We start from the raw sequence: 22,908 nt of genomic DNA on the forward strand, positions 1-22,908 counted from the left end.
GGCCGACCCGCATGGTGGAGGAGCGAGGCGGGGAGAGGAGTGGGCTCGCATTCAACTGCCGAGGGCGCGCTTTTGTGGGTGAATCGTCTCGCCGCGGGCGAGCATGTCAACGAACTGGGTGATACGGCGGGTTCGGGTCTCGGCGCGTTTGGCGTTCGTGATCCGATAGAGAACGGCGTAGCGGTTTTGGGAGGTGAGGATGTCGAACATCGCTTGTGCCTGGGGTTTCGCGGCCAATGCGGCGGCCAGGTCGGCTGGTACCTCGATGCCGGCTTGTCCCGCGTAGGCAGAGTCCCAGCGGCCGTCGGCCTTGGCGCGTTCGACCTCGGTCATTCCGGCCGGATGCATCCGGCCCTCGCTGATCAGGCGAGTGACGATGGAAACGTTCCGCGCCGACCAGGTGCTTTGCCTCCCGCGAGGGGTGAAGCGCCGACAAAAAGTGATCTCATCCCGCCGTCGTAGCCGACCATCGATCCAGCCGTAGCACAGGGCTTCGTCGAGCGCCTGGTCATAGGTCAGGCTGGTGGGCCGGGTCGTGTTCTGCTTGGCGAGGACCAGCCACACCCCTGCCGAGCTGTCGTGGTGCCTGCCGAGCCACTCCCGCCAGGCTCGGGCATCGGTAACGGTCAGTTCCAGTAGTTCGTCGCTCATCGTCATGTGCCCCTGATGATCATCAAAGGGATGGTTGTCGGCGGTCACCCGAAGGTGGGAGCCCAGGACGGGGGCCTGCCGGAAGTGGCGCTGGATCGGTCAGCGGTGGAGCCGGCCGATCACGTCCTCCGCCACGTCGCCACCGCGGCCTCTGAACGGACGCCCACCCGCCTTCACCAGGTCTTGCCGGCCTGCTCCCGGATCGTGTGGTTGATCCGGTTGAAGAAGTTGGTGATTGCGATGTTCAGGATGATCGCGGACATCTGGTTCTCGTCGAAGTGGGTGGCAGCACCGTTCCAGATCTCGTCGGTCACGCCCGGCGCGCCGTCCTGGATCCGGGTGGCGGCCTCGGTCAGCGCGAGCGCTGCCCGCTCCTCCTCGGTGAAGAACGGGGTCTCGCGCCACGCGACCACGTTGTGCAGCCGCTCATCGGTCTCTCCATGCTTCTTCGCCGACTGGACGCCGGCGAACACACACGGGCCGCAGCCGTTGATCTGGCTGGCCCGCAGATGGACCAGCTCGAGCACGAGCGGGTCGACGCCACCGGCGTGAATCGCCTTATGGAGATGCTGGATCGCTGTGATCACGTCGGGATTCGCCACGCTCTTCATGCGTGCTTCCACGGGTCCTGCCCCTCATTGGTTACGTGCGCCCATCCGGGCCCGTCGTCTAACGCACCTTGGCGGAGGTCATCGTCGTCGGAATGGACTTTTCAGCCGAGGAGTTCTCGGTCATGCCGGCGACGTTACGGTATGACCCGGTCAGAAACGGTCCTGGTTATCGAGCAGACTGTTAGCCATGGTCAACACCTCGGCGCGGCTGCTGCGGCTGCTGTCTTTGCTGTCAACGCGGCAGTCCTGGACGTGCGCTGATCTTTCCGCCCAGCTGGAGATCACCGAACGGACGGTTCGCCGGGACATCGCCCGGCTACGTGAACTCGGCTACGGCATCGAATCGGAGATGGGCCCGTGGGGCGGCTACCACCTCGGGCCCGGAACCAGCATTCCGCCACTGATCCTTGACGAGGAGGAGGCCCTCGCGGTCGCTGTCGGGCTGCGCACCGCCGCCTTCAGCGGAGTCTCCGGCAGCGACCAGGCAGCCCTGTCGGCGCTGCTGAAACTACGCCAGGTGCTGCCGGCCAGGATCGCCGACCGGCTCGGCGAGCTGGACGCCGCGTTCACCCACACCGTACGACCCGACGACAGCCAGACCTCTCCCGCGCTGCTGCTCGACCTGGCCACCGCGTGCCGGCGAGGCGAACGCACCCAGTTGACCTACCGCGACCGGGCCGAAACGACGTCCACCCGCCGAGTGGACCCCTACCGGCTCATCTACACCGGCCGCCGCTGGTATCTCCTCGCCTACGACCTGACGCGGCAGGACTGGCGCACCTTCCGTACCGATCGCATCGTCGATGCCACAGCCACCGGGCAGGCCACTGCCCTGCCGGACCCGCCGGATCCAGCACAGATGGTCAGCACGGGCATCGCGCTGAGGCCCTACCCGGTGCGGGTGACCATCCGCCTGGCCGTACCGGCCGATGAGGCCCGCATGCTGGTACCGCTAACGGTCGGCGTCCACCACCCGGACGGCGATGACGCCACGATCGTCGACATCGGCGGGCCAGACGCCGACGGCCTGGCCCGCTACCTGCTCAGCCTCGGCCGACCACTCCAGATCCTGCACCCAGAAGAGGTCCGCCAGGCATTCCTCACCCGCACACAACAACTCCTCAAGGACAACCAGTGACAAACACCCGCCGATAGCGGCCCGGGCGGCGACGCCCGTGGGCGTTCCGTACAGACGAGGCTTGTTAATCACGACATAGCATGACCTGATGGGCATTTCCCGGCTCTCCACAGATGCGCGGCAGCGGCGCAGTTCCGAGATGCGCGCGTTCCCCGGCACCGGCCTCGCGCCGCGGGGCATTCGCGTCAACTCCGTCAGCCCCGGCTACATCGAGACCGAGATGTACCGGTCCGCCATCGACCCCGACGCGGAGACCCGCATCACGGCGGAGGTGCCGCTCGGCTCGCTCGGCCACCCGGACGATGTCGCCGCCGCCGTCGCCTTCCTGGCCTCGGAAGACGCGTCGTACATCACCGGTCAGGACCTCGTCATCGACGGCGGCCTCGTGGGAGCGGCGCCCCTCGGGCTGCGCCTTTGACAGCCGTGCGACAAAAGCGTCCCCGGCTGCCGTCCCCGGACCGTCAGCTTCGATACGGAATCCGAGCCTGTGGTGTGCGCTCGACGCGGCCTTCGTGCCAGATCGGTTCGGCGCTCTCGTAGACGAGCCCGTCAGCGCCGAAGATCAGGAAGCGGTCGAAGTCGGCGGCGAACCAGCGGTCGTGGGTGACGGCCATGACGGTGCCGGAGTAGGCGGTCAGGCCCTGCTGCAGGGCTTCGGCGCTGGCCAGGTCCAGGTTGTCGGTCGGCTCGTCGAGGAGCAGGAGGGTCGCACCGGACAACTCCAGCAGCAGGATCTGCAGCCGGGCCTGCTGGCCGCCGGACAGGGTCTCGAACCGCTGGGTCGCGGCGGGGGCGAGTTCGTAGCGGGCCAGGGCGGCCATCGCCTCGTTCAGGGTGAGCGCGTGACCGGTCATGACCAGCTCGGCCGGGGTGCGGGCATGCAGATCCGGCCGGGCGTGGGTCTGGACGAAGTGGCCGGGCACCACCCGCGCTCCCAGTCGCACCGAGCCGCTGTGCCGCACGGTGGGGGCCGCGCCGTCCGCGGCCTGCTCCAGCAGTCGCAGGAAGTGGGACTTGCCCGAGCCGTTCGAACCGAGCACCCCGATGCGCTCGCCGTACCAGATTTCGGCGTCGAACGACCGCATCAGGCCTGTGAGCTCCAGGTTCTCGCAGATGACGGCGCGCTTGCCGGTGCGGCCGCCGCGCAGCCGCATCCGCACGTTCTGCTTCCTGGGCGGGCGTTCGGGCGGGCCGACCTCCTCGAACCGGCTCAGCCGGGTGCGCGCGGCCCGGTAGGCCGAGGCCACCGCGTCGTTGTTGGCCGCGCTCTGCTGCAGGGTGCGCGCCAGCTGCCTGAGCCTGGCGTGTTCTTCGTTCCAGCGACGGCGCCGCTCCTCCAGCCGGGCGGTGCGATCCTGACGGCTCTGGGCGTAGGTGGCGAAGCCTCCGCCGTGGACCCAGACGCCACGTGACTCCACCGTCACGATGCGGTCGGCGGCATTGGCCAGCAGTTGCCGGTCGTGGGAGACCAGCAGCACGGTCTTGGAGGTCGCCCGCAACCGGGCCTCCAGCCACTGCTTGGCGGGCACGTCCAGGTAGTTGTCCGGCTCGTCCAGCAGCAGGACCTCATCGGGGCCGCGCAGCAGGGTTTCCAGGACGAGGCGTTTCTGCTCGCCTCCAGAAAGGGTGTTCACCGGGCGGTCGCGGACCGTGTCGTAGGGCAGGCCCAGCGCCGCGGTGGTGCAGGTGTCCCAGACGACCTCCATGTCATAACCGCCTGCGTCGGCGTAGTCGGTGATCGCCTGCGCGTAGGCCAGTTGCGTCTTCTCGTCGTCGTGGGCCGCCATCGCCGACTCCGCCCGTTCCAAGACCGCGGCGGCCGTGCGGACCCGGTCCGGCGCCACCGACAGCAGCAGGTGATGCAGGGTCCGGCTGTCGCGGACGCTGCCGATGAACTGCCGCATCACCCCCAGCCCTCCGGAGTGGACCACGCGGCCGTCATCCGGCTGCACATCCTGGGCGATCAATCGCAACAGGGTGGTCTTGCCCGCGCCGTTCGGCCCCACCAGCCCGGCCTTGACCCCGTCGCCGATGCGGAACGACACCTCGTGAAGGAGCAGCCGTCCGTCCGGCAGCACGTAGGTCAGCCGGTCCACCTCGACATGCCCCGCCATACCGGCCTCCTCTGTCCGGATGGAGGCCCTGAATCGGCCCTGGATCGCTGTTCTAGTGACCGGACCAATGATCCGGTGCTCGATCACCATACTAAACTCGTCCGTGTGGACACGAGCAAGGCGGGGCCGGGAACGGGGAGTTCGGGGGCGGCGGGAGGCGTGTGGCTGCGGCCGTCCGCGCGGGCGGGGCGCGACGCGCCCCCGCTCAGCCGGGGCCGGATCGTCGAAGAGGCCGTGGCCCTCCTGGACGAGGAAGGCGTCGGCCGGCTGACCATGCGGCGGCTCGCCGAGCGGCTCGGCACCGGCTCCACCACGCTGTACTGGCATGTGAAGACCAAGGACGACGTCCTTGACCTCGCACTTGATGCGATCTTCGCGGAAGTCGAGATCCCGCCGGTGGGCGATCGCGGCTGGCGTGCCGACATCACCGCGCTGATCGGCCGGTGGCGCACCACCCTGCTGAATCACCCCTGGTCGGCGACGCTCCTAGGTCGTCCGATGCTGGGGCCCAACGTGCTGGCCCGCAGCGAGTTCCTGTACGCCACCCTGCTGAGAGCCGGGGTCACCGAGCCTCACCTGACCGCCGCGGCGTACGGGCTGTCCAACTACGTCATCGGCTCCGCGCTGATGCAGACCACCTGGACGACCAACGTGGAGCAGGCGACGCGGCAGGCCGCCCAGGAGCACCTGCGTGCCAATCGTGAGCGTTACCCCGCGCTCGCAGCCCACGGTCCCCTCACCGTGGACGACGAATGGGACGGCAGCTTCGCCCTCGGCCTCACGTGGCTTCTCGACGGCATCCGGGCCAACGCCGCCGCCGAGGTCCCCACGCGGACCTGAGAACCGGCCGAGCCGAAGACGCGCGGTGGTCATGGTCTGCGAGAGCCGGCTTGGCGTACGTTTTCGTTCCGCTGCACCTCGACCCCCGGCTCAGGTGGCCGGTGATGTCGTGAGGTTGGCGTGCACCCAGATCATGCAGTCGTGCCAGGTGTCGTGGTCGGGGTCGGGTGTGGTCCAGGCACGGCAGTGATGCGGGAGGCGTTGTTCGTACCGGTAGCCGACGCGGTCGGCCAGACGTAGCGAGGGGGTGTTGGCGGGGTTGATCTCAAGCCAGATCCGGTCTAGGCCCAGTTCGTCATGCGTCCAGCGGGTCAGCGCGTTGACACCGCGCAGGGCAAGGCCTTGGCGACGGCTTTCCGGTCGCACCCAGTAGGCGAGTTCGGCGCTGTGCGGGCCGTCGATCATCAGCCCTAGGGCACCGAGCAGGCGGTCGTGTTTGAGTATTCCGTGGGACGCCTGGCATCCTGCGGCTGGATCCCAGTCGTTCAGCGCCGCGCGCGCGTCCCGAGGTGTGTAGGGCCCTGGGTGTGGCCCCCAGAGGGCCCGGGCCATCTCGGTGCCGGTGGCCTCGACCACGAGGTCGACGTCATGTGCGGTCAAGGTGCGCAGCCGCAGGCCCTGGCCCAGATCGATGTCGGCGATCATTTTCACAGGGCCTTGATCAGCCAGGTCGGCCCGAGTTCGCGGGCTGTGTGTGCCGCGGTCTCCTTCGTCTGTCCGGCCTCGGCGCCGGGTGGGAGGCAGGCGCCGAGCGTGACCGCCGCGGACGCGATCCGGGGGTGGGCGCCCGGGGCGGCACGCAGGCGATACGACCGGCGCGGCAGGCGAGGCCGGCCATGTCGCCGTCGGCTATGGCCTGGCCGCCCAGGTGCCTGATCGCATAGGACTCCGAACATCAGGTCCTGGTCCTTGACGGCCGCGTCAAAGGCATGGAGGTAGCGTTCTTTCGCCTGTTCGGGAGCGTGATCCAGGTGCTCGGCCACGACACCCCGTTTCAGGGCCCGCGCGGCACCTTCGGCAGACGTCGTAATGTAGACAGACGTCATAGCGTAGTAGGTGTTCATGTTCATGCCGCCTACTATGAGAGCGAAGGAGGTAGGTGGTCAAGTGCATTACGTTGCCTACATTGGTAATCTGACCCGGCTGGCCGTCGAACTGGTCAACGGTGACGAGCCCAGCGAGCTGCGGCGAGAGTTCTTCCGCCAGCACCACATCGCCGAACCGGACGTCGACGAGCTGGAAGGTCTCCTTCGACCCCTGCACGAGGCGGTCGCGGCCGTCGCGGACGCAGGGCCGATCGCCCCCGTCAACCTGCTCCTGGAACGCTTCCCACCCGCGATCTATGTCAGTGAGCACGACGGGGAGGGTCAGCACCTGCACTTCGCCCGCGACGGAGAGGAGCCCGTCGCTTGGCTTGGCCGCAGCTGCGCCGCGGCCCTCGCACACGCGATCTGTGGAGACCCGGAGGTGACCGTGGGTCGCTGCCAGGCGGACGGTTGCACTCGCTTCTACGTCGACGACTCGCGCAACCGCAGCCGCCGCTTCTGCTCCAACACCTGCGCCAGCCGGACGACCGTCGCCAACCACCGCGCCCGCCGCAAGGCGGCCACCATCCGATGATGCCGTGCCCGCAGACGCCGAGAACCACGCCGTGTGCCGGGCGAAGATCTGGCGCGGCAGCTCGGCGGGCTGATTCGACTGCCGGACGGGCCACAACTCTCCATGTAGTCGCTGTAGTTCATTTGACCACCTACATTCCCAACTCTTAATGTAGGCAGCATGATAGATAATGACGCCTACACGAGCCTCGGTGCGGCCCGCCGCCTCCACGCACTCGGTGACTGGGATCACGCCGCTGCGCTGCTGGCCGAAGAGCAGAGCACCGAAGCGCTCGAGCTGAAGGCCGAGATCCTGTACGAGCGGTTCTTGTTCCGAGTCGACGGCATCGAAGCCGCGGCCGAAGCGATAGCGGCCCTCGATCCGGAATCGCCGCAAGCTCGTCTACTCACCGCCCGGCTCGCCTACACTCGTCTGCTCTTCCAGCTGGACCCGCTGCCAGAGGACTACGAGACCGCAGAGGAGGGGTACCGTTTCGCTGCCGCCGACCCGAAGACGCACGGATGGGGCGAGTTCCACTGGGGTGCGCTCCTCGACAACGTCCGCGAAGACAGTGCTGCCGCGAAGGCGCATTACACCAAGGCCCTACAAGCCTCCCACCAGGAAGGCGACTTGATCCTCGAGTCCATCGTGCTCCGCCACTCGGCCTGGCATGTGATCAACGACGGCGATCGCGAAGAGGGGCTGCGCATGCTGCGACGCTCGCTTCATCTGCGCTCCGCAGCCGGCATGCGTCCGCAGATCGCTGCGGCCCAGCTGTTGCTCGCCGGTGAGCTGCCCGAGGATGATCCTGAGCGTGCCACGCTCATCGAGACTGCTCGGAGCCTGGCCGACGAACTGGGCCTCAGCTGGGTTCGGACCGGCCTCGAGAAGCTGGCCGCCTAAGAGCCGAGCCGCTGTCCCGTCCCGATGATGACGATGCCGGGATGGGCAGGCATGGCGGACGCTCCTAGATGATCTCGAGGTTGGCCATCATGCCCATGTCCTCGTGTTCGGCGTTGTGGCAGTGGAACAGGTAGCGGCCGCGGTAGCCGTCGAACCGGGTGATGATCTCCACTGATTCGCCCGGCCGGCTCGCCTGATGCGCACCACGATCGACAGCTGGAACTGGATCACCGGCGAACCGCAGGGGAGACGCGGCTGATCGACGGCATCACATGCCACTCCGTCAGCAGATGCCGTTCAGCGCCGCTGAGGGTTGTCTGTTCGGGCAGCGCGGCGCGTAGGGCGCGGGCTGCGCCGGCCGGGCCCGAGTCCTGCACGGCGGGCACCTGGCTGGTCACGGCGGCGACCATGGATTCCCGGAGAGCGGTCAGCAGGGCCGGGTCGCGCCGGTCTTCGGGCAGGGTCAGCCAGGTGAGCACGGCACCGCGCGCCGTGGCGTGGATGAGTGTGACCGCGAGTTCCTCGTCGACGCGGAGCCAGCCACCGACGGCGAGGCGTCGGATATGGCTCATCAGGGCCTCCATGCCGACCTTGAAGGCGCCGACGTCTCTTTCGTGGGCTCGCTGTACATCAGCGCGTACAGCGCGGGATTGGCCAACCAGCCGCCCAGCTTCGCCGGCCGGCTCCAGCCGTACGAGATCTACGTGCCGGACGCACCGGCGCCCAAGCGCGGCGACGGCCTGATGGTCAACCCGCACGCCACGGGCGGCAACCACAACAGCTACTCCGGCGGGCAGCCGAACTGGCAGCGCCAGGTCGGCGACCGGGAGACCCCGTACATCTCGGTGACCCCCAACGCCCGCGGCACCACCTACTGGTATTACGGGCAGGCCGGTGCTGAGGTGTTCGAGATCTGGGCCGACGTCGCACACCGCTACCGGCTCGACCCCGACCGGGCCGTGATCGGCGGCCTGTCCATGGGCGGGTACGCCACCTGGAAGCTCGCCGGGCAGTTCCCCGACCTGTTCGCCGCAACGCCGGCGATCGTCTCGTGCCCCAGCTCGGGCGCCGTCTACCGGGAGGGCGGCCCTGTTCCGGGCGGCGACGCGTCGCTGGCCCGGCTGCTCGCGCCGTCCTTCCGCAACGTGCCGCAGCTGCTGTGGGCCGGCACCCAGGACACGGTGTGCTCGTACTGGGCGCAGGTCGAGTACATGAACAAGCTGGACGCGATGGGCTACCGGTACGACTTCTACTCCTTCCCGGTCGGGCACGCCTTCCCGCTGGGCAACGAGTTCCAGCCGATGGTGGACTGGATGGGCGACCGCCGGGTGGTCCGTGACCCGGTGCACGTGACCTACGTGCTGAACGGCATGATGAACGAGCCCGCGGTCGGGCTCAACGCCGACCACGCCTACTGGGTGTCCGGCCTCAAGCTGCGCGACGAGGCCGCCAACACACGGACCGGCACGATCGACGTGTTCTCCCACGGCTTCGGCCAGGGCGACCCGGCCGCCACGCCGACCCGGTCCGAGTCGGGCGAGCTCCAGGGCGCGATCGGCCCGGTCTCCTACACCAGGCAGTCCAAGGACTGGGAGGCGGCGCCCAGGATTCCGGCCCGCAACCGGCTCGACATCTCGGCAACCAATATCAGCGAGCTGGTCGTCAACGTCAAGCGCGCACGGGTCCGCTGCGACGCGGCGCTGAACGTGACCAGCGACGGGCCGATCACCATCACCCTCGACGGCTGCGGCAAGAAGGGACGGCACACGTTCAACGGTGACCGGTGACCGGCCGGGTGCCCGTGCCGGCCAATCCTGACGGCGGCACGGGCACCCGCGCCCGGCATGACCTGGTACGGCCTGGCCGCCGGCTCCGGCAGCCAGGCCGCCCTTTCTGGGTCCCAGGTAGTGTCGGCGAAATTTTCAACGGATACGCAGGTCGGAGCTTCTTTAAGGGCCTTCGGGCACGGCTTGGAAGGCGGGTCGCCGACCTGCATATCCTTTGTTTCCCGCGTCGTTAGTTGGACGTGCCCTCCGGAACGTCGTCTGCGGTAATGGCGCCTTCCTCTGGCGTACTTGTCAGGTAGGCATGTTGGTGGCCGTTGCCGGCGTCGACGTTGAGCTGGTCGAGCTGGGTCGCTGCGACGGACCACATCATGACGGCGACGGAGCGTTGGCGTGCGGCGAGATCGAGGAAGGTCTGCCGGGCGCTTTCGGGAAGCTGCCGGCTGGCCGCATACGTGTCGACCGTAGTGACCAGAGCGTTCACCGCGCTGCGAAATCCTCCACGCGCCACGTTGGTCGCGGTCGTCCCCGAGGGGGCGTCCGCGTGTTTGTCGACGGTCTGCCGGAGGATCTGCTGCCAACCGTCGATCTGCTCCGGTCCGGCCGGTTGCGCAGCAGAGGTTCTGTCCTGGGGGAGTGCCTGGGCGAGTCCGGCCAGTACCTTGTTCAGGTCGTCGGCGCTCGCGCGCGCCAGGGCGGTCAGCTCGCCGATCTGCTGGGCGTCTCGTTTCACGTCCGCCTCCTGCATGGCGGCGATGGCGGCCTGACTGGCGTCAGGGCGGCCGACGGCGTAGCCGATCACGGCTCCCAGCGGCCCTGCTATCAGGGCGGCGACGAGGACGGCGATGGTGTAACCGACTACGTTCGATCGACGGACGCTGGGCTGAGGCCGGGCCCATGATGATTTACTCGTCTTTTGAGCCATGGACGGCTCCTCTCGCCGTGGAACCCCATGTACGACTGGCGATGAGGCTACTGTTCTCGACGATTCACGTCCATCTTTCGGCACACGACACAGAGCTTTCGTCGATCAGCGAAAAAAGGGGACGAGGGTCGGGCTTTGGCGCTGTGCCCCTTCGTGGCGGATCCGACGCCGGAGGAAACGGTGGTGTCCCAGATCCGGCCGCGCCGGATCGCCGCTGCTGATCGGCACCCGCCGCGGCCGGCAGGAGCAGGCCTTTCCGCGCATCGCGGTGGGGGTTGAGGCCTGGGCGATCTGCCCAACTCGGAGTGCATATGATGATCTCCGGGCCGTTCCAGGCAAAGATGATCGGGATGTTGCGGGGCGTGCCGTCCTTGGCGACGCAGGCCAGGCGGGTCACGTCGCGAGCCAGCAGTTCCTGACTGATCGGCCGGTTCAGAACCTCGGTGACTTCGTTCGGTTGCACGGTCAGCCCTTTCGTCGTCGTTTTCTTGGTCCGTCCAGCGGATCGTTCTGGTTGGTCGCAGGTCGGCCGCGACGGGCTGTCAGCTGAGCTGCTCGGCCAGCGCGATGATGATCCCCTCGGGGCCGCGGACGTAGCAGAGCCGGTAGCTGTCCCCGTACTGGGCCAGTTCACCGACGAGTTCGGCGCCGTGGGTGCGCAGGCGGGCAATGACGTCCTCGATGTCGTCGACGGCGAACATGACGCGATGCATGCCCAGCGTGTTGTGCGGCGGGTTGTGCGGTCTGGCGCCGATCGCCGCGGGGGCGTGGTATTTCGCCAGTTCCAGCCGGCCGTGGCCGTCTGGGGTCCGCATCATCGCGATGTCGCAGCGGACGCCGTCGAGTCCGACGGTGCGGTCCGCCCAGGTGCCCTCGATCTGCGCTTCGCCCTCCAGTTCCATGCCGAGTTCTACGAAGAACGCAATGGCAGCCTCAAGGTCGTCGACGACAATGCCGACGTTGTCCATCCGCTGGAGCGTCATGGTGGTTCTCCTCCTTCGTCGCGGCCCGTTGTGGGCCGCTGGTGTACCTGGGACGGAGCTAATGCCACGTTCTCGACACCGGGAAGCATGCTAAGTTCTGGCCCGTCACCGCCATGGGGTGCCGCGTCCGAAAACTCAAACGCACGCATGCAGGCCGTCCCCGTCCCGACCGGGGGTGTCCTGTCCCAGGCCCCGACGGATCGCGATCTCCACGGGTGAGTACGCGCCGTCGGCCCGCTCCAGTTCGTACGGCGCGGCCGGCATTAGCGGCGGCTGGGCCATGAAGCGCGGTCGCACCCCATGGTGCGGTTGCGCCGCGTGCACCAGGAATGGATGGCACAGGAAAGCGTCGCCCGGGATCCGGTGGCGAGGGCGAGTGGCCGGTGGTCGGACGCCGCCACCAGATCGGGCGCAAGGGCCAGCCCGCTCGCCCCGTCCTCCCCGTACTTCTCCAGCACCTTCGGCACGTCGAGGTGTGAGCCGACCCGGATCCGGGTCGGGGCGTCCTCCTCACCGACCTCGCTGAACAGGAACAGCATCAGCAGCGCCCGGCCCCGGGAGCGCAGATTTGTGAAGTACCAGCTCTCGCCCTCCGGCAGATAGCTCCCCTACGGCCGAGGGGGCGAGTGCGCATGATTTGTTCCTTCGAAAGGCGGAGGGCCGGGGTGGTCCGAGGCGGCCTTCCCAGGCCGCCTCGGACCGGATGAGTGCGTTGGTGGTCAGCCGGCGTACGGGGCGGCGACGTCGAGGATCCAGGTGACGCCGAAGCGGTCGGTCAGCATCCCGAAGCCCGGGGCCCACTGCGACGGGCCGTACTTCTCGATGAGGTCGGCGCCGTCGGCGAGTTTGTCCCACAACGCGCCGACTTCCTCGGCGGTTTCGCCGCGGACGGAGACGAAGAACCGCTCGCCGGTCAGTGTCATGCCGTGCTCGCGAGTGGTGGCGGCGGGCGCGGCGGCGGCCGGTGCCTGGCTGGGCACGTCGTAGGCCATGATGCTGAAGCCGTTGTCGGCCGTGACCTGACCGAAGACGATCTTGTCGGCGTCGGGCAGTTCCTTCGGCATGCCGAAGTCGCCGTAGGCGATGGTGGTGAGGTGGCCGCCGAACACGGTCTGGTAGAACTCCAGCGCCGAGCGGGCGTCGCCGCGGAAGTTCAGGTGGGTGGTAGTGGAGATGGCCATGATGGTGACTCCCTGTTGATTTTCCGGGCGCGGTGCACCCGATATGGGCTGATAAGTCTCGTTTGAGGGAACCGAGGAAGGCCGAATCGGGTGGCTGACCGGCTCGAGACGAAGATTCGCAGGGGTAGGTGACAGGATGTGGCACCTACTTCGGGCAGAATCAGGCTCATGCCGAAAACCTCTGCCCGACTGCTGGCCCTGCTGTCGCTGCTGCAGACCCGCCGGGACTGGTCCGGTACGGTGCTGGCCGATCGCCTGGACATCAGCCTGCGCACCGTGCGCCGCGACGTCGACCGGCTCCGCGAGCTCGGCTACCCCATCGCCGCCGTCAAAGGCCCCGACGGCGGCTACCGGCTCGGCGCCGGCACCGAACTCCCCCCGCTGCTGTTCGACGACGAACAGGCCGTCGCCCTCACCGTCGCCCTGCAGATCGCCGCCACCACCCCCGGCAACGGCCTCGCCGAATCCGCAGAACGGGCACTGAACACCATCCGGCAGGTCATGCCCTCCCGGCTCCGGCACCGCGTCAACGCGCTGCGCGTCACCGCCGTCGAACGACCCGTCACCCGGCCGCCCACCCCGGTCGACGGCGACGTGCTCCTGACCATCAGCGCCGCCGTCCACGCCCGCGAGATCCTGTGCTTCGACTACGGTGGCGAGGCCACGGACGAACCCCCGCGCCGCGTCGAACCCCACCACGTCATCACCTGGGACGGACGCTGGTACCTCATCGCCTGGGACCTCGACCGCGACGACTGGCGCACCTTCCGCGCAGACCGGATCACCCCGCGCACCCCCAACGGGCCCCGGTTCACTCCACGCGTCCTGCCCGGAGGAGACGCCGCCGCCTTCGTCACCGGCACGTTCCGCGGCTCCGGCGACGCCTCGGGCGACTGGCCCTGCCAAGGCACGGTGATCCTCGACCTGCCCGCCGCCACCGTGGCCCTCTACACCCGCGACGGACTCGTGGAGGAGACCAGCCCCCACCGCTGCCGGCTCACCCTCGGATCCTGGTCCTGGCCCAGCCTCGCCGCCGCCATCGCCCGCTACGACGCCGACATCGAAGTCATCGGCCCCGACGAACTCACCGACGCCTTCGAACACCTCGCCCGCCGATTCACCAGAACCACAGCCGGCCACGGCATCACATCACCGACATCCTGAGTTGCCACGCCGACGAAAGACGCAGTGGTCGAGCAGACAGGTGAACTCGTCGGCACCATGCGGAATCGGCCAAACGCAAGCGGTCGGGTGGTCGCACATCGCGCCCGATTCAACGCGCGGCGCCGTGCCCGAGCAAGAAAGAGAGCATCCCAGTGATCCGAACTTCGAACACGACCCGGCAGAGTTGAACGGCCGAGGCCGACGCGTAGCCTTTCCTCAACATCCACCCAGTCCGAGGAAGGGCTCGATGGCCGACACCTCCCCCTCCCGACGAAGCGTCGGAACCGAACCGACGCTCGTCGTACCCGCTGCTGCCATCCCCGTGGCCCGTCCGGGAGGTGGCGCCGCTTCGCTGACCATCCAGGTCCTCGGTCCCTTACGGGTGTGGCGTGACGGCGTCGAGGTCGACATCGGACCGCGACAGCAGACCTACCTGCTGGCCCTGTTGCTGATGCGTGCGGGTCGACCGGTCAGCTCTTCTGAGCTCATCGACCTCGTCTGGGACGAAAGCATGCCGACGTCGGCGTTGAATATCGTGCACAAATATGTCGGGACGTTGCGACGGCTGCTCGAACCGAACCTGCCCGCGCGGGCGCCCGGCTCCTACCTCCACCGCCGCGGCAGCGGCTACCAGTTCGATGACAGCCGCGTGGCGCTCGACCTGACTGAATTTCGCCGGCTCCTCGGCCTCGCCCGCGCCGCACTGGACGCTCACCGGTTCGAGGAGGGAGTCAATGCTTACGAAGAGGCTCTGTCGCGGTGGCGAGGGTCCGCGGGCGACGGGCTGGCCCTCAGCTCCGCCGCCAGCCCTCTGATCGCCTCCGTCAACCGCGAGCTGCTCGACGCCTGCGTCGAGGCCGCTCGCGTTACCGTGCCTCGCGGCCATGCCAAACGCATCTTGCAACCACTGCGCCTCGCCGCATGGATCGCGCCCATCGACGAGACCATTCAGTCGACGCTCATGACCGCCCTGGCGGCGTCGGGACAGCAGGCGGAGGCCCTGTCCGTGTTCGACACGGTGCGAGCACGGCTGGCCCACGATCTGGGCATCGATCCCGGTCCAGCGCTTCGCGAGGCGCACCGACAAGTTCTTCAACAAACCGAGGCTGTCTTCACACCACGCGTCGCCGGCCTTCTCCCGGAAGTCGCGCCCAGATCCACGTCCGGCGCACACTCCACGAGCGGAGCGCGAAAACTTTCCGGCAGCCGGTCCGATCGTCTCGTGGGTCGACAAGAGGAACTCACCCTCCTCCGCCATGCCATCGACTCGGCCACCTTCACCCGAGCGCAGATCGTACTCGTCGAGGGTCCACCAGGAGTGGGCAAGAGCCGGTTGCTTGCCGAAGTCACCGACGAGGCCGCCGCGAACGGTGCCTTTACCTTCTGGGGTCGATGCCACGACGGAGAAGGCGCCCCATCGATGTGGCCCTGGGTCCAGATCGTCGAGGCCCTGATCGCGGAACTACCGGAGAACGACCGGGCGCGTTGGACCGCCGAACTCGGCGACCTGCTGCAGCACCCCGCACACGATGCCGAAGTTCTGGCGCGACCAGACGCCGGAGCGCAATTCCGTTTGTACAGCAACGTCGTCGCACTGTTCAGCGCAGCCGCTGCACGCCGGCCCTTGGTCGTGGTCGTGGATGACCTTCACTGGGCAGACCAGGCCTCGCTTCAGCTGTTCGCACACCTAGCCGAGTCGCTCCCGGACAGGAGCGTGTTGATGGGCACCCTACGCGACCATGCACCGACGCCCAGCCAACACGTGCGGCGCATGTTGGCGGCGGTCGCGCGCCAAGACCGCCACCGACGCGTCGCTCTTGGTCCCCTCGGCCCATCTGACGTCGCCGAGTTGATCCACCAAGAGACTGGACGGTCTCCGAGTCCCGGCGTCGCGCGAAACATACAGGCCCGCACCGAAGGCAACCCCCTGTTCGTGCGCGAGCTCGCGAGATTCCTGGCCGAAGAGGACCACCTGTCTGACCAAGCGGCAGCCCAAGCCGCCGTCCCGTCCACGGTGCGCGACATCGTCAGCGACCGGACGAGCAAGCTCGATGACGGGGACCGTCGTCTCATCGATATCGCGGCCCTGATGGGCCGCGATATCGACGCCCGCCTGTTGGCGAGGGCATCCGGCCTCGACGCGTCGCAGTGCCTCACTCGCCTGGAGGCCCTTGAAGCGCTCGGACTGGTCGAGGTGACCTCCGGCTCCTCGGGTGACTGGCGGTTCGTGCACGATCTCGTCCGCGAGTCAGTGGCCCGCTCGACGTCCCGATCAAACGCAAGCCACTTCCATCTAGCCATCGCGTCCGCGCTCGCGCAGATCCATGAACCAGCCGAGCGTCATGGTGAGGCACTCGCCCACCACCTGTGCTCGGCGGGCCCGCTCGCCGAGCCGGAGCAGACGGCGCAAGCACTCATTGTCGCGGCCCGCATCGCGGCAAGACGATCCGCCTACGAGACTGCGGAGAAGCACCTCGACACCGCGGCCCACATCGCACGCAGCGCCGGACTCCTCGGCCTTGAGCTGACCGCGCTCACCGAGCTGACTGCCGTCGCGGGTATCCACGCCGGCTTCGTCGGAGCCACCATGGACCATCTGGACCGCGCCGAGAAGGTCGCGCGGTCGCTCGGCCAAGAACGGGAGGCTACCGGCTTCCTCTTCTCCCGGTTCCTGGCTCACGCCCAGGGCATCCAGCTCGACGCTGCTGGGCGGCTCGCGCGCCGACTGCTGGTTCATGGTCAGCGCTCCTCGGACCCTGTCGTCCAGGCTTCCGGCCATCACGCGTGGGGAGTCCATCAGTGGAGTTCAGGCAACATCGGTGAGGCCCACCGGAACCTGAGCCAATCCGATTCGCTCATCCGTGCCCAGCGAGACGCCGAGCCGCTGCGACACCGACTGCAGATGATGACGCCGGTCATGCTGGCGCTGAACACCGCGTTGCACGGCGATCTGGTTGCCGCGCGCCACCTTTTTGACGTGGTGGAGTTCGACGCCGGCGACGACCCCTACGCCATCAGCATTTGGGGCTCATTCGCTGTCACCGCGGCAGCCGCTGCGGGAGACTTCGCCTGGGCGCTGCGGGCGGCTGAGACGGCGATCAACGCCGATCCGGACTTCTCCTTCACGTTTTCCGGCAGTTACCCGCGGCTCGCGAGGCACTGGGCGAAGGCCATGTCCGGCGGTGACCCCGTCACGTCGGCCATGGAGATGGAGCGCATCATTGAGACCACACTGGTCGACCCACCTCGATCGAACCTAGCCACCTGGTACGCGCTCCTTGCCGAGGTCCAGCTTTGCGCCGACGATGTCTCCGCCGCCATAACCGCGTTGGGCAAGGCCGAGACGTTCATCGACACGTACGGCGAACGGTATGCGGAGGGCTTGGTTTTCCTCATCCGCGCGAAGGCACTCCGAGCCGGCGGCGACGTCCAGTCCGCCGTGCGCACCGCCCATCGAGCGCTCACCCTTTCGCAGGAGCGCGGAGCCCACCTTTTCGCGGCGCGCGCCAACGACTTGCTCGCCGAGCTCCCCTGCAGCGGTAACGACCTTGCTGGTACAGGAGCGGTTTAGAGCTGGGATGCCCCTCCGCTATGCGTAGGAGTCGGCGTCGGTCTGAGCGGCGACAGCCTGCTGGGGCTCGACCTGGGCGAGGCGGTCGCGCAGGGCGGTGGTGACCGCCTCGTAGGAGTCGCTGCCCAGCACGAGCCTCAGCGGAGCGGGCTGCCGCTCGGCGCCGTCGATGATACGGGCTGCGATCTTCGCTGGATCGCCGAGGAGCGGGACGGCGGCGTCCTTGAACTGGCGCACGAACGCGGCCGGCGTCACGACGCTCGTACCGCCTGTCGAGCGCGCGGTGGCGACGATCATCGACCGGGCGGTGGCCCGCGGCGAGATCGCCGCCCCGGCCGATCCGGCGCTGATGGCCGCGATCCTGCCGGCGTTGGGCCTCCACCGCCTGATCTTCACGGGTGTCGGCCCGGACCCCGACTACGCGGCTGCCGTGATCGACAACGTGCTGCTTCCGGCCCTGTCGGCCTCCTCCGTGCCGGAGTCACGTGAGTCGACCCGCCCCTGACGCGCGTACGGCCGAACCGGCCCCCGCCCCGGCGAAGGCCCATCACGGCCTGGCGCGGGCATCTCATCTCACTCTCATCGCAGAAGAAAGAGGTCTGCATGTCCACCCCTGACATCCCGGAAATCCGAGACCGTTCGACCGACGATCGGCGCCCCGGCGGCGCGGCCGCCTTCGCCGGTCGAACGGTCTCCCGGATCGGATACGGAGCCATGCAGCTGACTCGCTTGGCGAACAACCCCGATCAAGCGGTCATGCTCCTACGTCGCGCTGCCGAACTCGGAATCGACCACTTCGACACGGCTCACATCTACGGAAACGGCCTCGTCAACAACCTGATCCGCGAAGCGCTCCGTTCCGGGGACGACGTTCTCATCTCGAGCAAGATCGGCGCGGATGCCAATCCTGACGGACCCGTCCATCTCCGACTCGCTCAGCGACCCGAGGAACTGCGCGCCGGCGTCGAGGACAACCTCAAGAGCCTCGGACTTGAACAGATCGCGGTCATGAACCTCCGACGTCCGGATGACCGCCCGGGCCTGCGGGCCGAGGGCGACCAGGCCGTCGACCTCGATGATCAGCTCGCTGCGATGACAGCGATGCGCGACGAGGGCAAGATCGGCGCGATCGGGCTGAGCAACATCACCCTTGACGGGCTGCGCCGAGCGATCCCCGCCGGCATTGTCTGTGTGCAGAACGCTTACAGCCTCGTCGACCGACGCGATGAGGGATTTCTCTCCCTGTGCCTGGCGGAAGGCATCGCCTGGGTGCCGTTCTTCCCGCTCGGCAGTGCGGTTCCCGGTCTGCCCAAGGTCGCGGAACAAACCGCCGTCCGAGCCGCGGCCGAAGCCCTCGGACATTCCCCGTCCCAGGTCGGCCTCGCCTGGCTGCTTCACCACGCACCCAACGTGCTCCTCATCCCCGGAACCGCCGGCGTCGAGCACCTCGAGTCCAACGTCGCCGCCGGCTCCATCCGCCTCGGCGATGCCGTGCTGGCTACCCTCGACGGAATTCCCGGCATCTGATCGGAGTCCGGCGACAACGCCTTCCGCGCACTCGCCGAGGTGGGCGAGGTGATCAGCACCGGGCGTTTCTGGCTTCCCGTCGACCTGACCTTCCCGCTCACCGAGATCACCGAAGCCCACCGCACCAGCGAACAGGGCCGCGTACGAGGCCGGCTGGTGCTCGTGATCGGCCCCGCATCAGATGTACTGACCGCAGAGGTTGGCGACAAGGCGGATCCAGCACTTCATACACCACCCCGCTGGACGTGACCCCGGTGTACGAAAAACGACCCCGCGCGCCTTCCTGAACGCCTCGACTTTCCGGCACGTTTCATGAGCACCGCCGCAGGGCCGAACCGGCTCTTCTACCGCCCGCCGTGATCTTGTCGGGGAACCGATCGTTTTCCGACACACTCACGCCGCGAAGAACATCCGAACCGAAACGTGCGCCTGCTCGACCCAACCCGCCGCGTCCACCAAGCGGCACACCAGCTATGCGATGCCCTCATCAGTGCAGGTCAGGGGTATATCTGTTGGATTTGCCGTGATTACTACCGGGCCCCCATGAGGCGGCCAAGGCAGAGGTCAGCGAGTCGCGTCGAGCATCCGAACCGTCACGTAGGGATGCGGCTGCTCCAGCCACTCGCCGGTCAGCCGCGCACCGGTGGTGCGGTCGATGACCGCGAGGCAGGCGGCCCTCCAGTCGTAGTCAGCGCGATCATCAAGGTCGTCCTCGTCCTCGTCCTCGTCCTCGTCGAGGTCCTCGGGCTCGGGCTCGGCGAAGAAGTCCGTCATCGCCTGCAGTTCGGGCCATCGGGCCAGGCCGGCATGGTGTTCCTGAAGCCCGGGGAAGAGCGCGTCGATCGCCAGGACGTGCTCGCCTCCGGCCGCGAAGCTCAGCAGATTGTTGGCGTTGACGTTCCACCAGGCGCTGTAGACACGCGCGCCCTCACTGAGCCGCCGGAGCACGACGGGGCTCGCCCCGAGGTAGTCCCACTCGAAGAGAACGGTGGTCGAGCCGCACCGGTCGACGAGCATGGGGTAGGCGTCGCGTTCGGGCGGCCCGATGGCGTCGAGCGGCGCCGGCTCGTGCAACCGGTAGGACGTGTTTCCGGCGAGCCGGGCGGCGACCTGGTCCAGGGTGAGCGCTCGCCCGTCGTCGGGGACCACCGCCGTCCAGCAAATGCCCCCGTCGAGCCACTGCGTGCTGTTCATCAGTCGCCGGTAGTGCTCGCGCAGGTCGGCGGTCGGTGGCCGTTCGGTGTTCAAGTAGGGCCCTTTCGCTCGGCGGGAATGGATCGTCGAGATCATCCCAGAGGCGCGGCAGAACCGGCCAGACCAAGCGTGTCGACCGTGCTGGGAGTTACCTCGTCAACGCCAGGTCAGAAAGGCGTTACGGCGGCCAGCGTTGCGGGGTCGATTCCGAGATGCAGCGCCACGATGTCTGATGAGCCGCCGCTGCCTGCCGCGCACCGGGACCGGGCAGCCTGTTTCTAGTAAAAGGGGATCCATCATGAGCACAGATCTCAACTACTGCGACGCGACCGAGCTCGCCGAGCTGATCCGCACGAGGAGGGCTTCCTCCGTTGAGGTGGTTCAGGCGCACCTGGAGCGCATCGAAGCCGCCGATTCGAGGATTAACGCCATCGTCGCGCTTGCCGACGGTGCACTGGACGCCGCGAGGGCGGCGGACGAGGAGCTCGCGGCGGGCGCGGAGGTGGGGCCGCTCCACGGCGTGCCCTTCACGGTCAAGGACTCGTTCGACACCGCCGGGGTGCTCACCCAGCGCGGTTCACCGATCTTCGCGGGGCGTATCCCGGACACGGACGCCACCAGCGTGGCCCGCATGAAGGGCGCCGGTGCGATTCTCCTGGCGAAGACCAATCTCCCAGAATTCGCATACTGGATCGAGTCCGACAATCTTCTGACGGGCCGGACGAACAACCCCTGGGACCTCGACCGCAGCTCCGGCGGGTCGAGCGGCGGGGAATCCGCGGCGATCGCTGCTGGGATGTCGCCGCTCGGGCTCGCAAGCGACCTGTCCATCTCGGTGCGCGGGCCGGCAGCCGACACCGGTATCGCGGGCCTCAAGCCGACGCACGGGCGCATCCCGATGACGGGGGTCTGGCCACGGGAGCCGCGTCGTGACTGGCACGCCGGTCCCATGGCCCGCACCATCCGCGACCTCGCACTGGCGTATTCGATACTGGCCGGCCCCGACGGCGCCGACGGCTTCGCCACCGTCCCGCGCGAGTTCGACGCGGGCCTGGGCGCCTCGCCGGACCGGCCCGTCCGCGTTGGCTGGCTGGTCGACTCGGGACTCGGTCCGATCGACGCAGAGGTCGCGGCAACTGTCCAGGAGGCCGCCGACGCCCTGCGGGGAGCGGGGGTCCAGGTTGAGGCCGTGAGCATCCCGGCTCTTGAGCGTGACAACCCTCTCGAACTCTTCACCCGGCAGCACATCATGGAGATGAAGCCGGCGTTCCGGAAAATCACCGCCGGTCACGAGGACCAGATGTTCACGTACTCCAGGTCCATGCTCGCCGCACCCGACACGTCCATGGAGGACTACGTCCTGGCCGAGCAGGGCATCGAGCGGCTTCGAGACGGTTTCGCGGAGTATTTCCAGCGGTACGACGCGCTGCTGCTCCCGGTGACGTCGATCCCCGCGCACGCGCACGGGCTTACACAGTTCACCATCGACGGCCGGACGGTGGACGCTTTCCATGTGATGACGGCGACCGTCCCGTTCAACCTGACCGGGCTCCCGGCCCTGTCCATGCGGTTCGGCACGAGCAGCGACGGCATGCCGATCGCTGTGCAGTTGGCGGCCAACTGGCACTCAGAGTCGACGATCCTGTACATCGCCTCGCTGCTGGAGTCGCTGAGCCCGGTCCGCAACCAGCACCCCGCCCTCTGACGGCCGGGAGGGGCCCCACGCCGGGAGCGGCGAACAGCGCCCCTCTCGAAGTGCCCGTCCGCGCCGGGCCGAGGGCGGCGCGGACAGGCCCTACCTCGCCTGGCGCGCGCCGGTCCGCAGGTCGGAGGCATCCACGTCGAGAGCCTTCAGCAGAACACCTCGAATCGACTCCTTGGTGCGTTCCCAGATGTCCTTGGTGCAGGTGATCCGAAAGGCGGTCACCCCGGCCGCCTTACGCAGCCGCTCGCCATGCTGAGACGGGGTCTCTCCGCACCCGGTCAGCACGACCAGCCCCACAGCTAAAGCAGCCACCCCTCGCGTGAAGGGCATCACCTGGCCCATTCTTGGGCTACACCAGACGGTGCTTCGAATCTGTCGGGCTACGGCCTCGCAACCGCCCTCACCTGCTGGAAGAAGCTCGCTCGGATCATCATTCAGGACACGCTCCAGGGTCTTGTCGACTCATCGCGGTGACGAGGGTGGAGGAGATGTGGGCCTGGGCGGGGTCTGCGGCGATGAAGAACGTTTCGACTCCGGCCAGTTCGTGGTTCATATGGGCCATCGGCATTTCGTAGTCCAGGTCGCGAACGTTGCGGACTCCGCGGATGACGACGTCGATTCCGCCTCGACGGCAGTAGTCGGCCAGCAGGCCGCCGGCGTGGGAGTCGATCGTGACGTTGCTCAGACCGGTTGCCGCCGCGTGGAGCCGGTCCAGCCGCTCGGTGATGGGGAAGCGGCCGGTCTTGTTCGAATTGGACATCACGCAGACGACGACCTCGTCGAACAGGAGCGCGGCGCGGCGGAGAACGTCCCGGTGCCCTTGAGTGACCGGGTCGAAGGATCCTGGGAAGAGGGCTCGCATGATCGGAAAGACTAACAAGCGGCCGATATGTGGGTTGTGGGCGTATATGGGCTGGATCCTGACCTCGATGTACTCCCACCGCCGGGACGCCTCGATCTGGGGATCTTTCTCAAGATTGCGATCGTCCCGGAATCGGCCAGGGACAGCGCGCCAAAT

The 22,908-nt window shown here is 67.9% G+C and carries 26 protein-coding genes and 1 pseudogene; 12 read left to right on the top strand and 15 right to left on the bottom strand.

What is annotated here, in order from left to right; all coding sequences use genetic code 11:
* Positions 1-51: 51 nt before the first annotated feature.
* Positions 52-699 carry a YdeI/OmpD-associated family protein gene (locus CHC08_RS28585; protein WP_218825530.1) on the bottom strand — a complete coding sequence of 216 codons (648 nt, stop codon included), beginning with the start codon at positions 697-699 and terminating at the stop codon, positions 52-54.
* 125 nt (positions 700-824) lie between these two features.
* Positions 825-1,274, bottom strand: a complete 450-nt coding sequence (locus CHC08_RS28590; protein WP_089210466.1) for a carboxymuconolactone decarboxylase family protein — start codon at positions 1,272-1,274, stop codon at positions 825-827.
* Between the two features lie 175 nt (positions 1,275-1,449).
* Between CHC08_RS28590 and CHC08_RS28595 the strand changes: the two genes are divergently transcribed.
* Both CHC08_RS28595 and CHC08_RS28600 read left to right on the top strand, forming a co-directional pair.
* Positions 1,450-2,400, top strand: a complete 951-nt coding sequence (locus tag CHC08_RS28595) for a helix-turn-helix transcriptional regulator (RefSeq protein WP_089210467.1) — start codon at positions 1,450-1,452, stop codon at positions 2,398-2,400.
* Positions 2,401-2,488: 88 nt separating this feature from the next.
* Positions 2,489-2,818, top strand: coding sequence for an SDR family oxidoreductase (locus tag CHC08_RS28600; RefSeq protein WP_089210468.1), 330 nt, complete (start codon positions 2,489-2,491; stop codon positions 2,816-2,818).
* Positions 2,819-2,861: 43 nt separating this feature from the next.
* Here the strand turns inward: CHC08_RS28600 and CHC08_RS28605 are convergent, their stop codons facing one another.
* On the bottom strand, positions 2,862-4,514 hold the full coding sequence (locus tag CHC08_RS28605) for an ABC-F family ATP-binding cassette domain-containing protein (protein ID WP_089210469.1): 1,653 nt from the start codon (positions 4,512-4,514) through the stop codon (positions 2,862-2,864).
* A gap of 105 nt (positions 4,515-4,619) precedes the next feature.
* On the opposite strand from CHC08_RS28605, the gene CHC08_RS28610 reads away from it, so the two are divergent.
* Complete coding sequence (locus tag CHC08_RS28610; protein WP_089210470.1) at positions 4,620-5,354, top strand: TetR/AcrR family transcriptional regulator; 735 nt, start codon at positions 4,620-4,622, stop codon at positions 5,352-5,354.
* Positions 5,355-5,444: 90 nt separating this feature from the next.
* Here the strand turns inward: CHC08_RS28610 and CHC08_RS28615 are convergent, their stop codons facing one another.
* Entirely contained in the window at positions 5,445-5,999 is a 555-nt protein-coding gene (locus tag CHC08_RS28615) for a GNAT family N-acetyltransferase (protein ID WP_089210471.1), read from the bottom strand.
* Between the two features lie 2 nt (positions 6,000-6,001).
* Entirely contained in the window at positions 6,002-6,424 is a 423-nt protein-coding gene (locus CHC08_RS28620) for a hypothetical protein (protein ID WP_143653376.1), read from the bottom strand.
* A gap of 37 nt (positions 6,425-6,461) precedes the next feature.
* Here CHC08_RS28620 and CHC08_RS28625 point away from each other — a divergent pair, with 37 nt between their 5' ends.
* Complete coding sequence (locus CHC08_RS28625; RefSeq protein WP_089210473.1) at positions 6,462-6,974, top strand: CGNR zinc finger domain-containing protein; 513 nt, start codon at positions 6,462-6,464, stop codon at positions 6,972-6,974.
* A gap of 159 nt (positions 6,975-7,133) precedes the next feature.
* Positions 7,134-7,856, top strand: a complete 723-nt coding sequence (locus CHC08_RS28630; protein ID WP_089210474.1) for a hypothetical protein — start codon at positions 7,134-7,136, stop codon at positions 7,854-7,856.
* Positions 7,857-7,920: 64 nt separating this feature from the next.
* On the opposite strand, the gene CHC08_RS51750 is transcribed toward CHC08_RS28630, so the two are convergent.
* Positions 7,921-8,028, bottom strand: coding sequence for a multicopper oxidase domain-containing protein (locus tag CHC08_RS51750; protein WP_245878620.1), 108 nt, complete (start codon positions 8,026-8,028; stop codon positions 7,921-7,923).
* A gap of 55 nt (positions 8,029-8,083) precedes the next feature.
* Entirely contained in the window at positions 8,084-8,428 is a 345-nt protein-coding gene (locus tag CHC08_RS28640) for a hypothetical protein (RefSeq protein ID WP_179282263.1), read from the bottom strand.
* On the opposite strand from CHC08_RS28640, the gene CHC08_RS28645 reads away from it, so the two are divergent.
* On the top strand, positions 8,420-9,643 hold the full coding sequence (locus CHC08_RS28645; RefSeq protein ID WP_179282264.1) for a prolyl oligopeptidase family serine peptidase: 1,224 nt from the start codon (positions 8,420-8,422) through the stop codon (positions 9,641-9,643). The two genes, CHC08_RS28640 and CHC08_RS28645, sit on opposite strands and share 9 nt — an antisense overlap.
* 229 nt (positions 9,644-9,872) lie before the next feature.
* On the opposite strand, the gene CHC08_RS28650 is transcribed toward CHC08_RS28645, so the two are convergent.
* The 4 genes from CHC08_RS28650 to CHC08_RS28670 all read right to left on the bottom strand — a co-directional run bounded on the left by CHC08_RS28650 (position 9,873) and on the right by CHC08_RS28670 (position 12,729).
* Positions 9,873-10,442, bottom strand: coding sequence for a hypothetical protein (locus tag CHC08_RS28650; protein WP_089210476.1), 570 nt, complete (start codon positions 10,440-10,442; stop codon positions 9,873-9,875).
* Between the two features lie 665 nt (positions 10,443-11,107).
* The gene (locus tag CHC08_RS28660) at positions 11,108-11,533 is read right to left on the bottom strand and encodes a VOC family protein (protein ID WP_218825538.1); all 426 of its coding nucleotides are present in this window, start codon (positions 11,531-11,533) and stop codon (positions 11,108-11,110) included.
* Positions 11,534-11,811: 278 nt separating this feature from the next.
* Positions 11,812-12,087: a hypothetical protein gene (locus tag CHC08_RS51755; RefSeq protein ID WP_245878621.1), complete on the bottom strand. Its 276-nt coding sequence runs from the start codon at positions 12,085-12,087 to the stop codon at positions 11,812-11,814.
* A gap of 180 nt (positions 12,088-12,267) precedes the next feature.
* A complete protein-coding gene (locus CHC08_RS28670; RefSeq protein ID WP_089210478.1) occupies positions 12,268-12,729 on the bottom strand; it encodes a VOC family protein in 462 nt (153 codons plus the stop codon).
* 168 nt (positions 12,730-12,897) lie between these two features.
* Between CHC08_RS28670 and CHC08_RS28675 the strand changes: the two genes are divergently transcribed.
* Positions 12,898-13,893, top strand: a complete 996-nt coding sequence (locus CHC08_RS28675; RefSeq protein ID WP_089210479.1) for a helix-turn-helix transcriptional regulator — start codon at positions 12,898-12,900, stop codon at positions 13,891-13,893.
* A 247-nt stretch (positions 13,894-14,140) separates the two neighbouring features.
* Positions 14,141-17,464: an AAA family ATPase gene (locus CHC08_RS28680; protein ID WP_089210480.1), complete on the top strand. Its 3,324-nt coding sequence runs from the start codon at positions 14,141-14,143 to the stop codon at positions 17,462-17,464.
* Between the two features lie 18 nt (positions 17,465-17,482).
* Here the strand turns inward: CHC08_RS28680 and CHC08_RS49790 are convergent, their stop codons facing one another.
* Positions 17,483-17,761 carry a Rossmann-fold NAD(P)-binding domain-containing protein gene (locus CHC08_RS49790; RefSeq protein WP_179282250.1) on the bottom strand — a complete coding sequence of 93 codons (279 nt, stop codon included), beginning with the start codon at positions 17,759-17,761 and terminating at the stop codon, positions 17,483-17,485.
* Between CHC08_RS49790 and CHC08_RS28685 the strand changes: the two genes are divergently transcribed.
* The 3 genes and pseudogenes from CHC08_RS28685 to CHC08_RS28695 all read left to right on the top strand — a co-directional run.
* Positions 17,748-17,969 carry a TetR-like C-terminal domain-containing protein gene (locus CHC08_RS28685; RefSeq protein WP_245878622.1) on the top strand — a complete coding sequence of 74 codons (222 nt, stop codon included), beginning with the start codon at positions 17,748-17,750 and terminating at the stop codon, positions 17,967-17,969. The genes CHC08_RS49790 and CHC08_RS28685 overlap by 14 nt on opposite strands.
* 251 nt (positions 17,970-18,220) lie before the next feature.
* Complete coding sequence (locus tag CHC08_RS28690; protein WP_245878625.1) at positions 18,221-18,991, top strand: aldo/keto reductase; 771 nt, start codon at positions 18,221-18,223, stop codon at positions 18,989-18,991.
* Positions 18,992-19,027: 36 nt separating this feature from the next.
* Positions 19,028-19,240, top strand: a pseudogene (locus CHC08_RS28695) (zinc-binding dehydrogenase); the annotation flags it as partial.
* 315 nt (positions 19,241-19,555) lie between these two features.
* Here the strand turns inward: CHC08_RS28695 and CHC08_RS28700 are convergent.
* On the bottom strand, positions 19,556-20,239 hold the full coding sequence (locus CHC08_RS28700) for a DUF6461 domain-containing protein (RefSeq protein WP_089210484.1): 684 nt from the start codon (positions 20,237-20,239) through the stop codon (positions 19,556-19,558).
* 244 nt (positions 20,240-20,483) lie between these two features.
* Between CHC08_RS28700 and CHC08_RS28705 the strand changes: the two genes are divergently transcribed.
* Positions 20,484-21,890, top strand: a complete 1,407-nt coding sequence (locus tag CHC08_RS28705) for an amidase (RefSeq protein WP_089210485.1) — start codon at positions 20,484-20,486, stop codon at positions 21,888-21,890.
* 90 nt (positions 21,891-21,980) lie between these two features.
* Here CHC08_RS28705 and CHC08_RS28710 read toward each other — a convergent pair whose 3' ends face one another.
* On the bottom strand, positions 21,981-22,202 hold the full coding sequence (locus CHC08_RS28710) for a hypothetical protein (protein WP_179282266.1): 222 nt from the start codon (positions 22,200-22,202) through the stop codon (positions 21,981-21,983).
* Positions 22,203-22,320: 118 nt separating this feature from the next.
* Positions 22,321-22,752, bottom strand: coding sequence for a pantetheine-phosphate adenylyltransferase (coaD, locus tag CHC08_RS28715; protein WP_089210487.1), 432 nt, complete (start codon positions 22,750-22,752; stop codon positions 22,321-22,323).
* Positions 22,753-22,908: the final 156 nt, after the last annotated feature.

It is taken from the genome of Streptosporangium subroseum (genome assembly GCF_900188345.1).
Classification (GTDB): domain Bacteria; phylum Actinomycetota; class Actinomycetes; order Streptosporangiales; family Streptosporangiaceae; genus Streptosporangium; species Streptosporangium subroseum.

Bases quoted from the DNA above. Each gene is read 5' to 3' on its own strand.
- CHC08_RS28605 (WP_089210469.1), bottom strand. From the start codon at position 4,514: ATGGCGGGGCATGTCGAGGTGGACCGGCTGACCTACGTGCTGCCGGAC.
- CHC08_RS51755 (WP_245878621.1), bottom strand. From the start codon at position 12,087: ATGCTGTTCCTGTTCAGCGAGGTCGGTGAGGAGGACGCCCCGACCCGG.
- CHC08_RS28630 (WP_089210474.1), top strand. From the start codon at position 7,134: ATGATAGATAATGACGCCTACACGAGCCTCGGTGCGGCCCGCCGCCTC.
- CHC08_RS28690 (WP_245878625.1), top strand. From the start codon at position 18,221: ATGCTCCTACGTCGCGCTGCCGAACTCGGAATCGACCACTTCGACACG.
- CHC08_RS28675 (WP_089210479.1), top strand. From the start codon at position 12,898: ATGCCGAAAACCTCTGCCCGACTGCTGGCCCTGCTGTCGCTGCTGCAG.
- CHC08_RS28620 (WP_143653376.1), bottom strand. From the start codon at position 6,424: ATGAACATGAACACCTACTACGCTATGACGTCTGTCTACATTACGACG.
- coaD (WP_089210487.1), bottom strand. From the start codon at position 22,752: ATGCGAGCCCTCTTCCCAGGATCCTTCGACCCGGTCACTCAAGGGCAC.
- CHC08_RS28645 (WP_179282264.1), top strand. From the start codon at position 8,420: ATGGCTCATCAGGGCCTCCATGCCGACCTTGAAGGCGCCGACGTCTCT.
- CHC08_RS28680 (WP_089210480.1), top strand. From the start codon at position 14,141: ATGGCCGACACCTCCCCCTCCCGACGAAGCGTCGGAACCGAACCGACG.
- CHC08_RS28705 (WP_089210485.1), top strand. From the start codon at position 20,484: ATGAGCACAGATCTCAACTACTGCGACGCGACCGAGCTCGCCGAGCTG.
- CHC08_RS28640 (WP_179282263.1), bottom strand. From the start codon at position 8,428: ATGAGCCATATCCGACGCCTCGCCGTCGGTGGCTGGCTCCGCGTCGAC.
- CHC08_RS28660 (WP_218825538.1), bottom strand. From the start codon at position 11,533: ATGGACAACGTCGGCATTGTCGTCGACGACCTTGAGGCTGCCATTGCG.
- CHC08_RS28595 (WP_089210467.1), top strand. From the start codon at position 1,450: ATGGTCAACACCTCGGCGCGGCTGCTGCGGCTGCTGTCTTTGCTGTCA.
- CHC08_RS49790 (WP_179282250.1), bottom strand. From the start codon at position 17,761: ATGATCGTCGCCACCGCGCGCTCGACAGGCGGTACGAGCGTCGTGACG.
- CHC08_RS28600 (WP_089210468.1), top strand. From the start codon at position 2,489: ATGGGCATTTCCCGGCTCTCCACAGATGCGCGGCAGCGGCGCAGTTCC.
- CHC08_RS28670 (WP_089210478.1), bottom strand. From the start codon at position 12,729: ATGGCCATCTCCACTACCACCCACCTGAACTTCCGCGGCGACGCCCGC.
- CHC08_RS28615 (WP_089210471.1), bottom strand. From the start codon at position 5,999: ATGATCGCCGACATCGATCTGGGCCAGGGCCTGCGGCTGCGCACCTTG.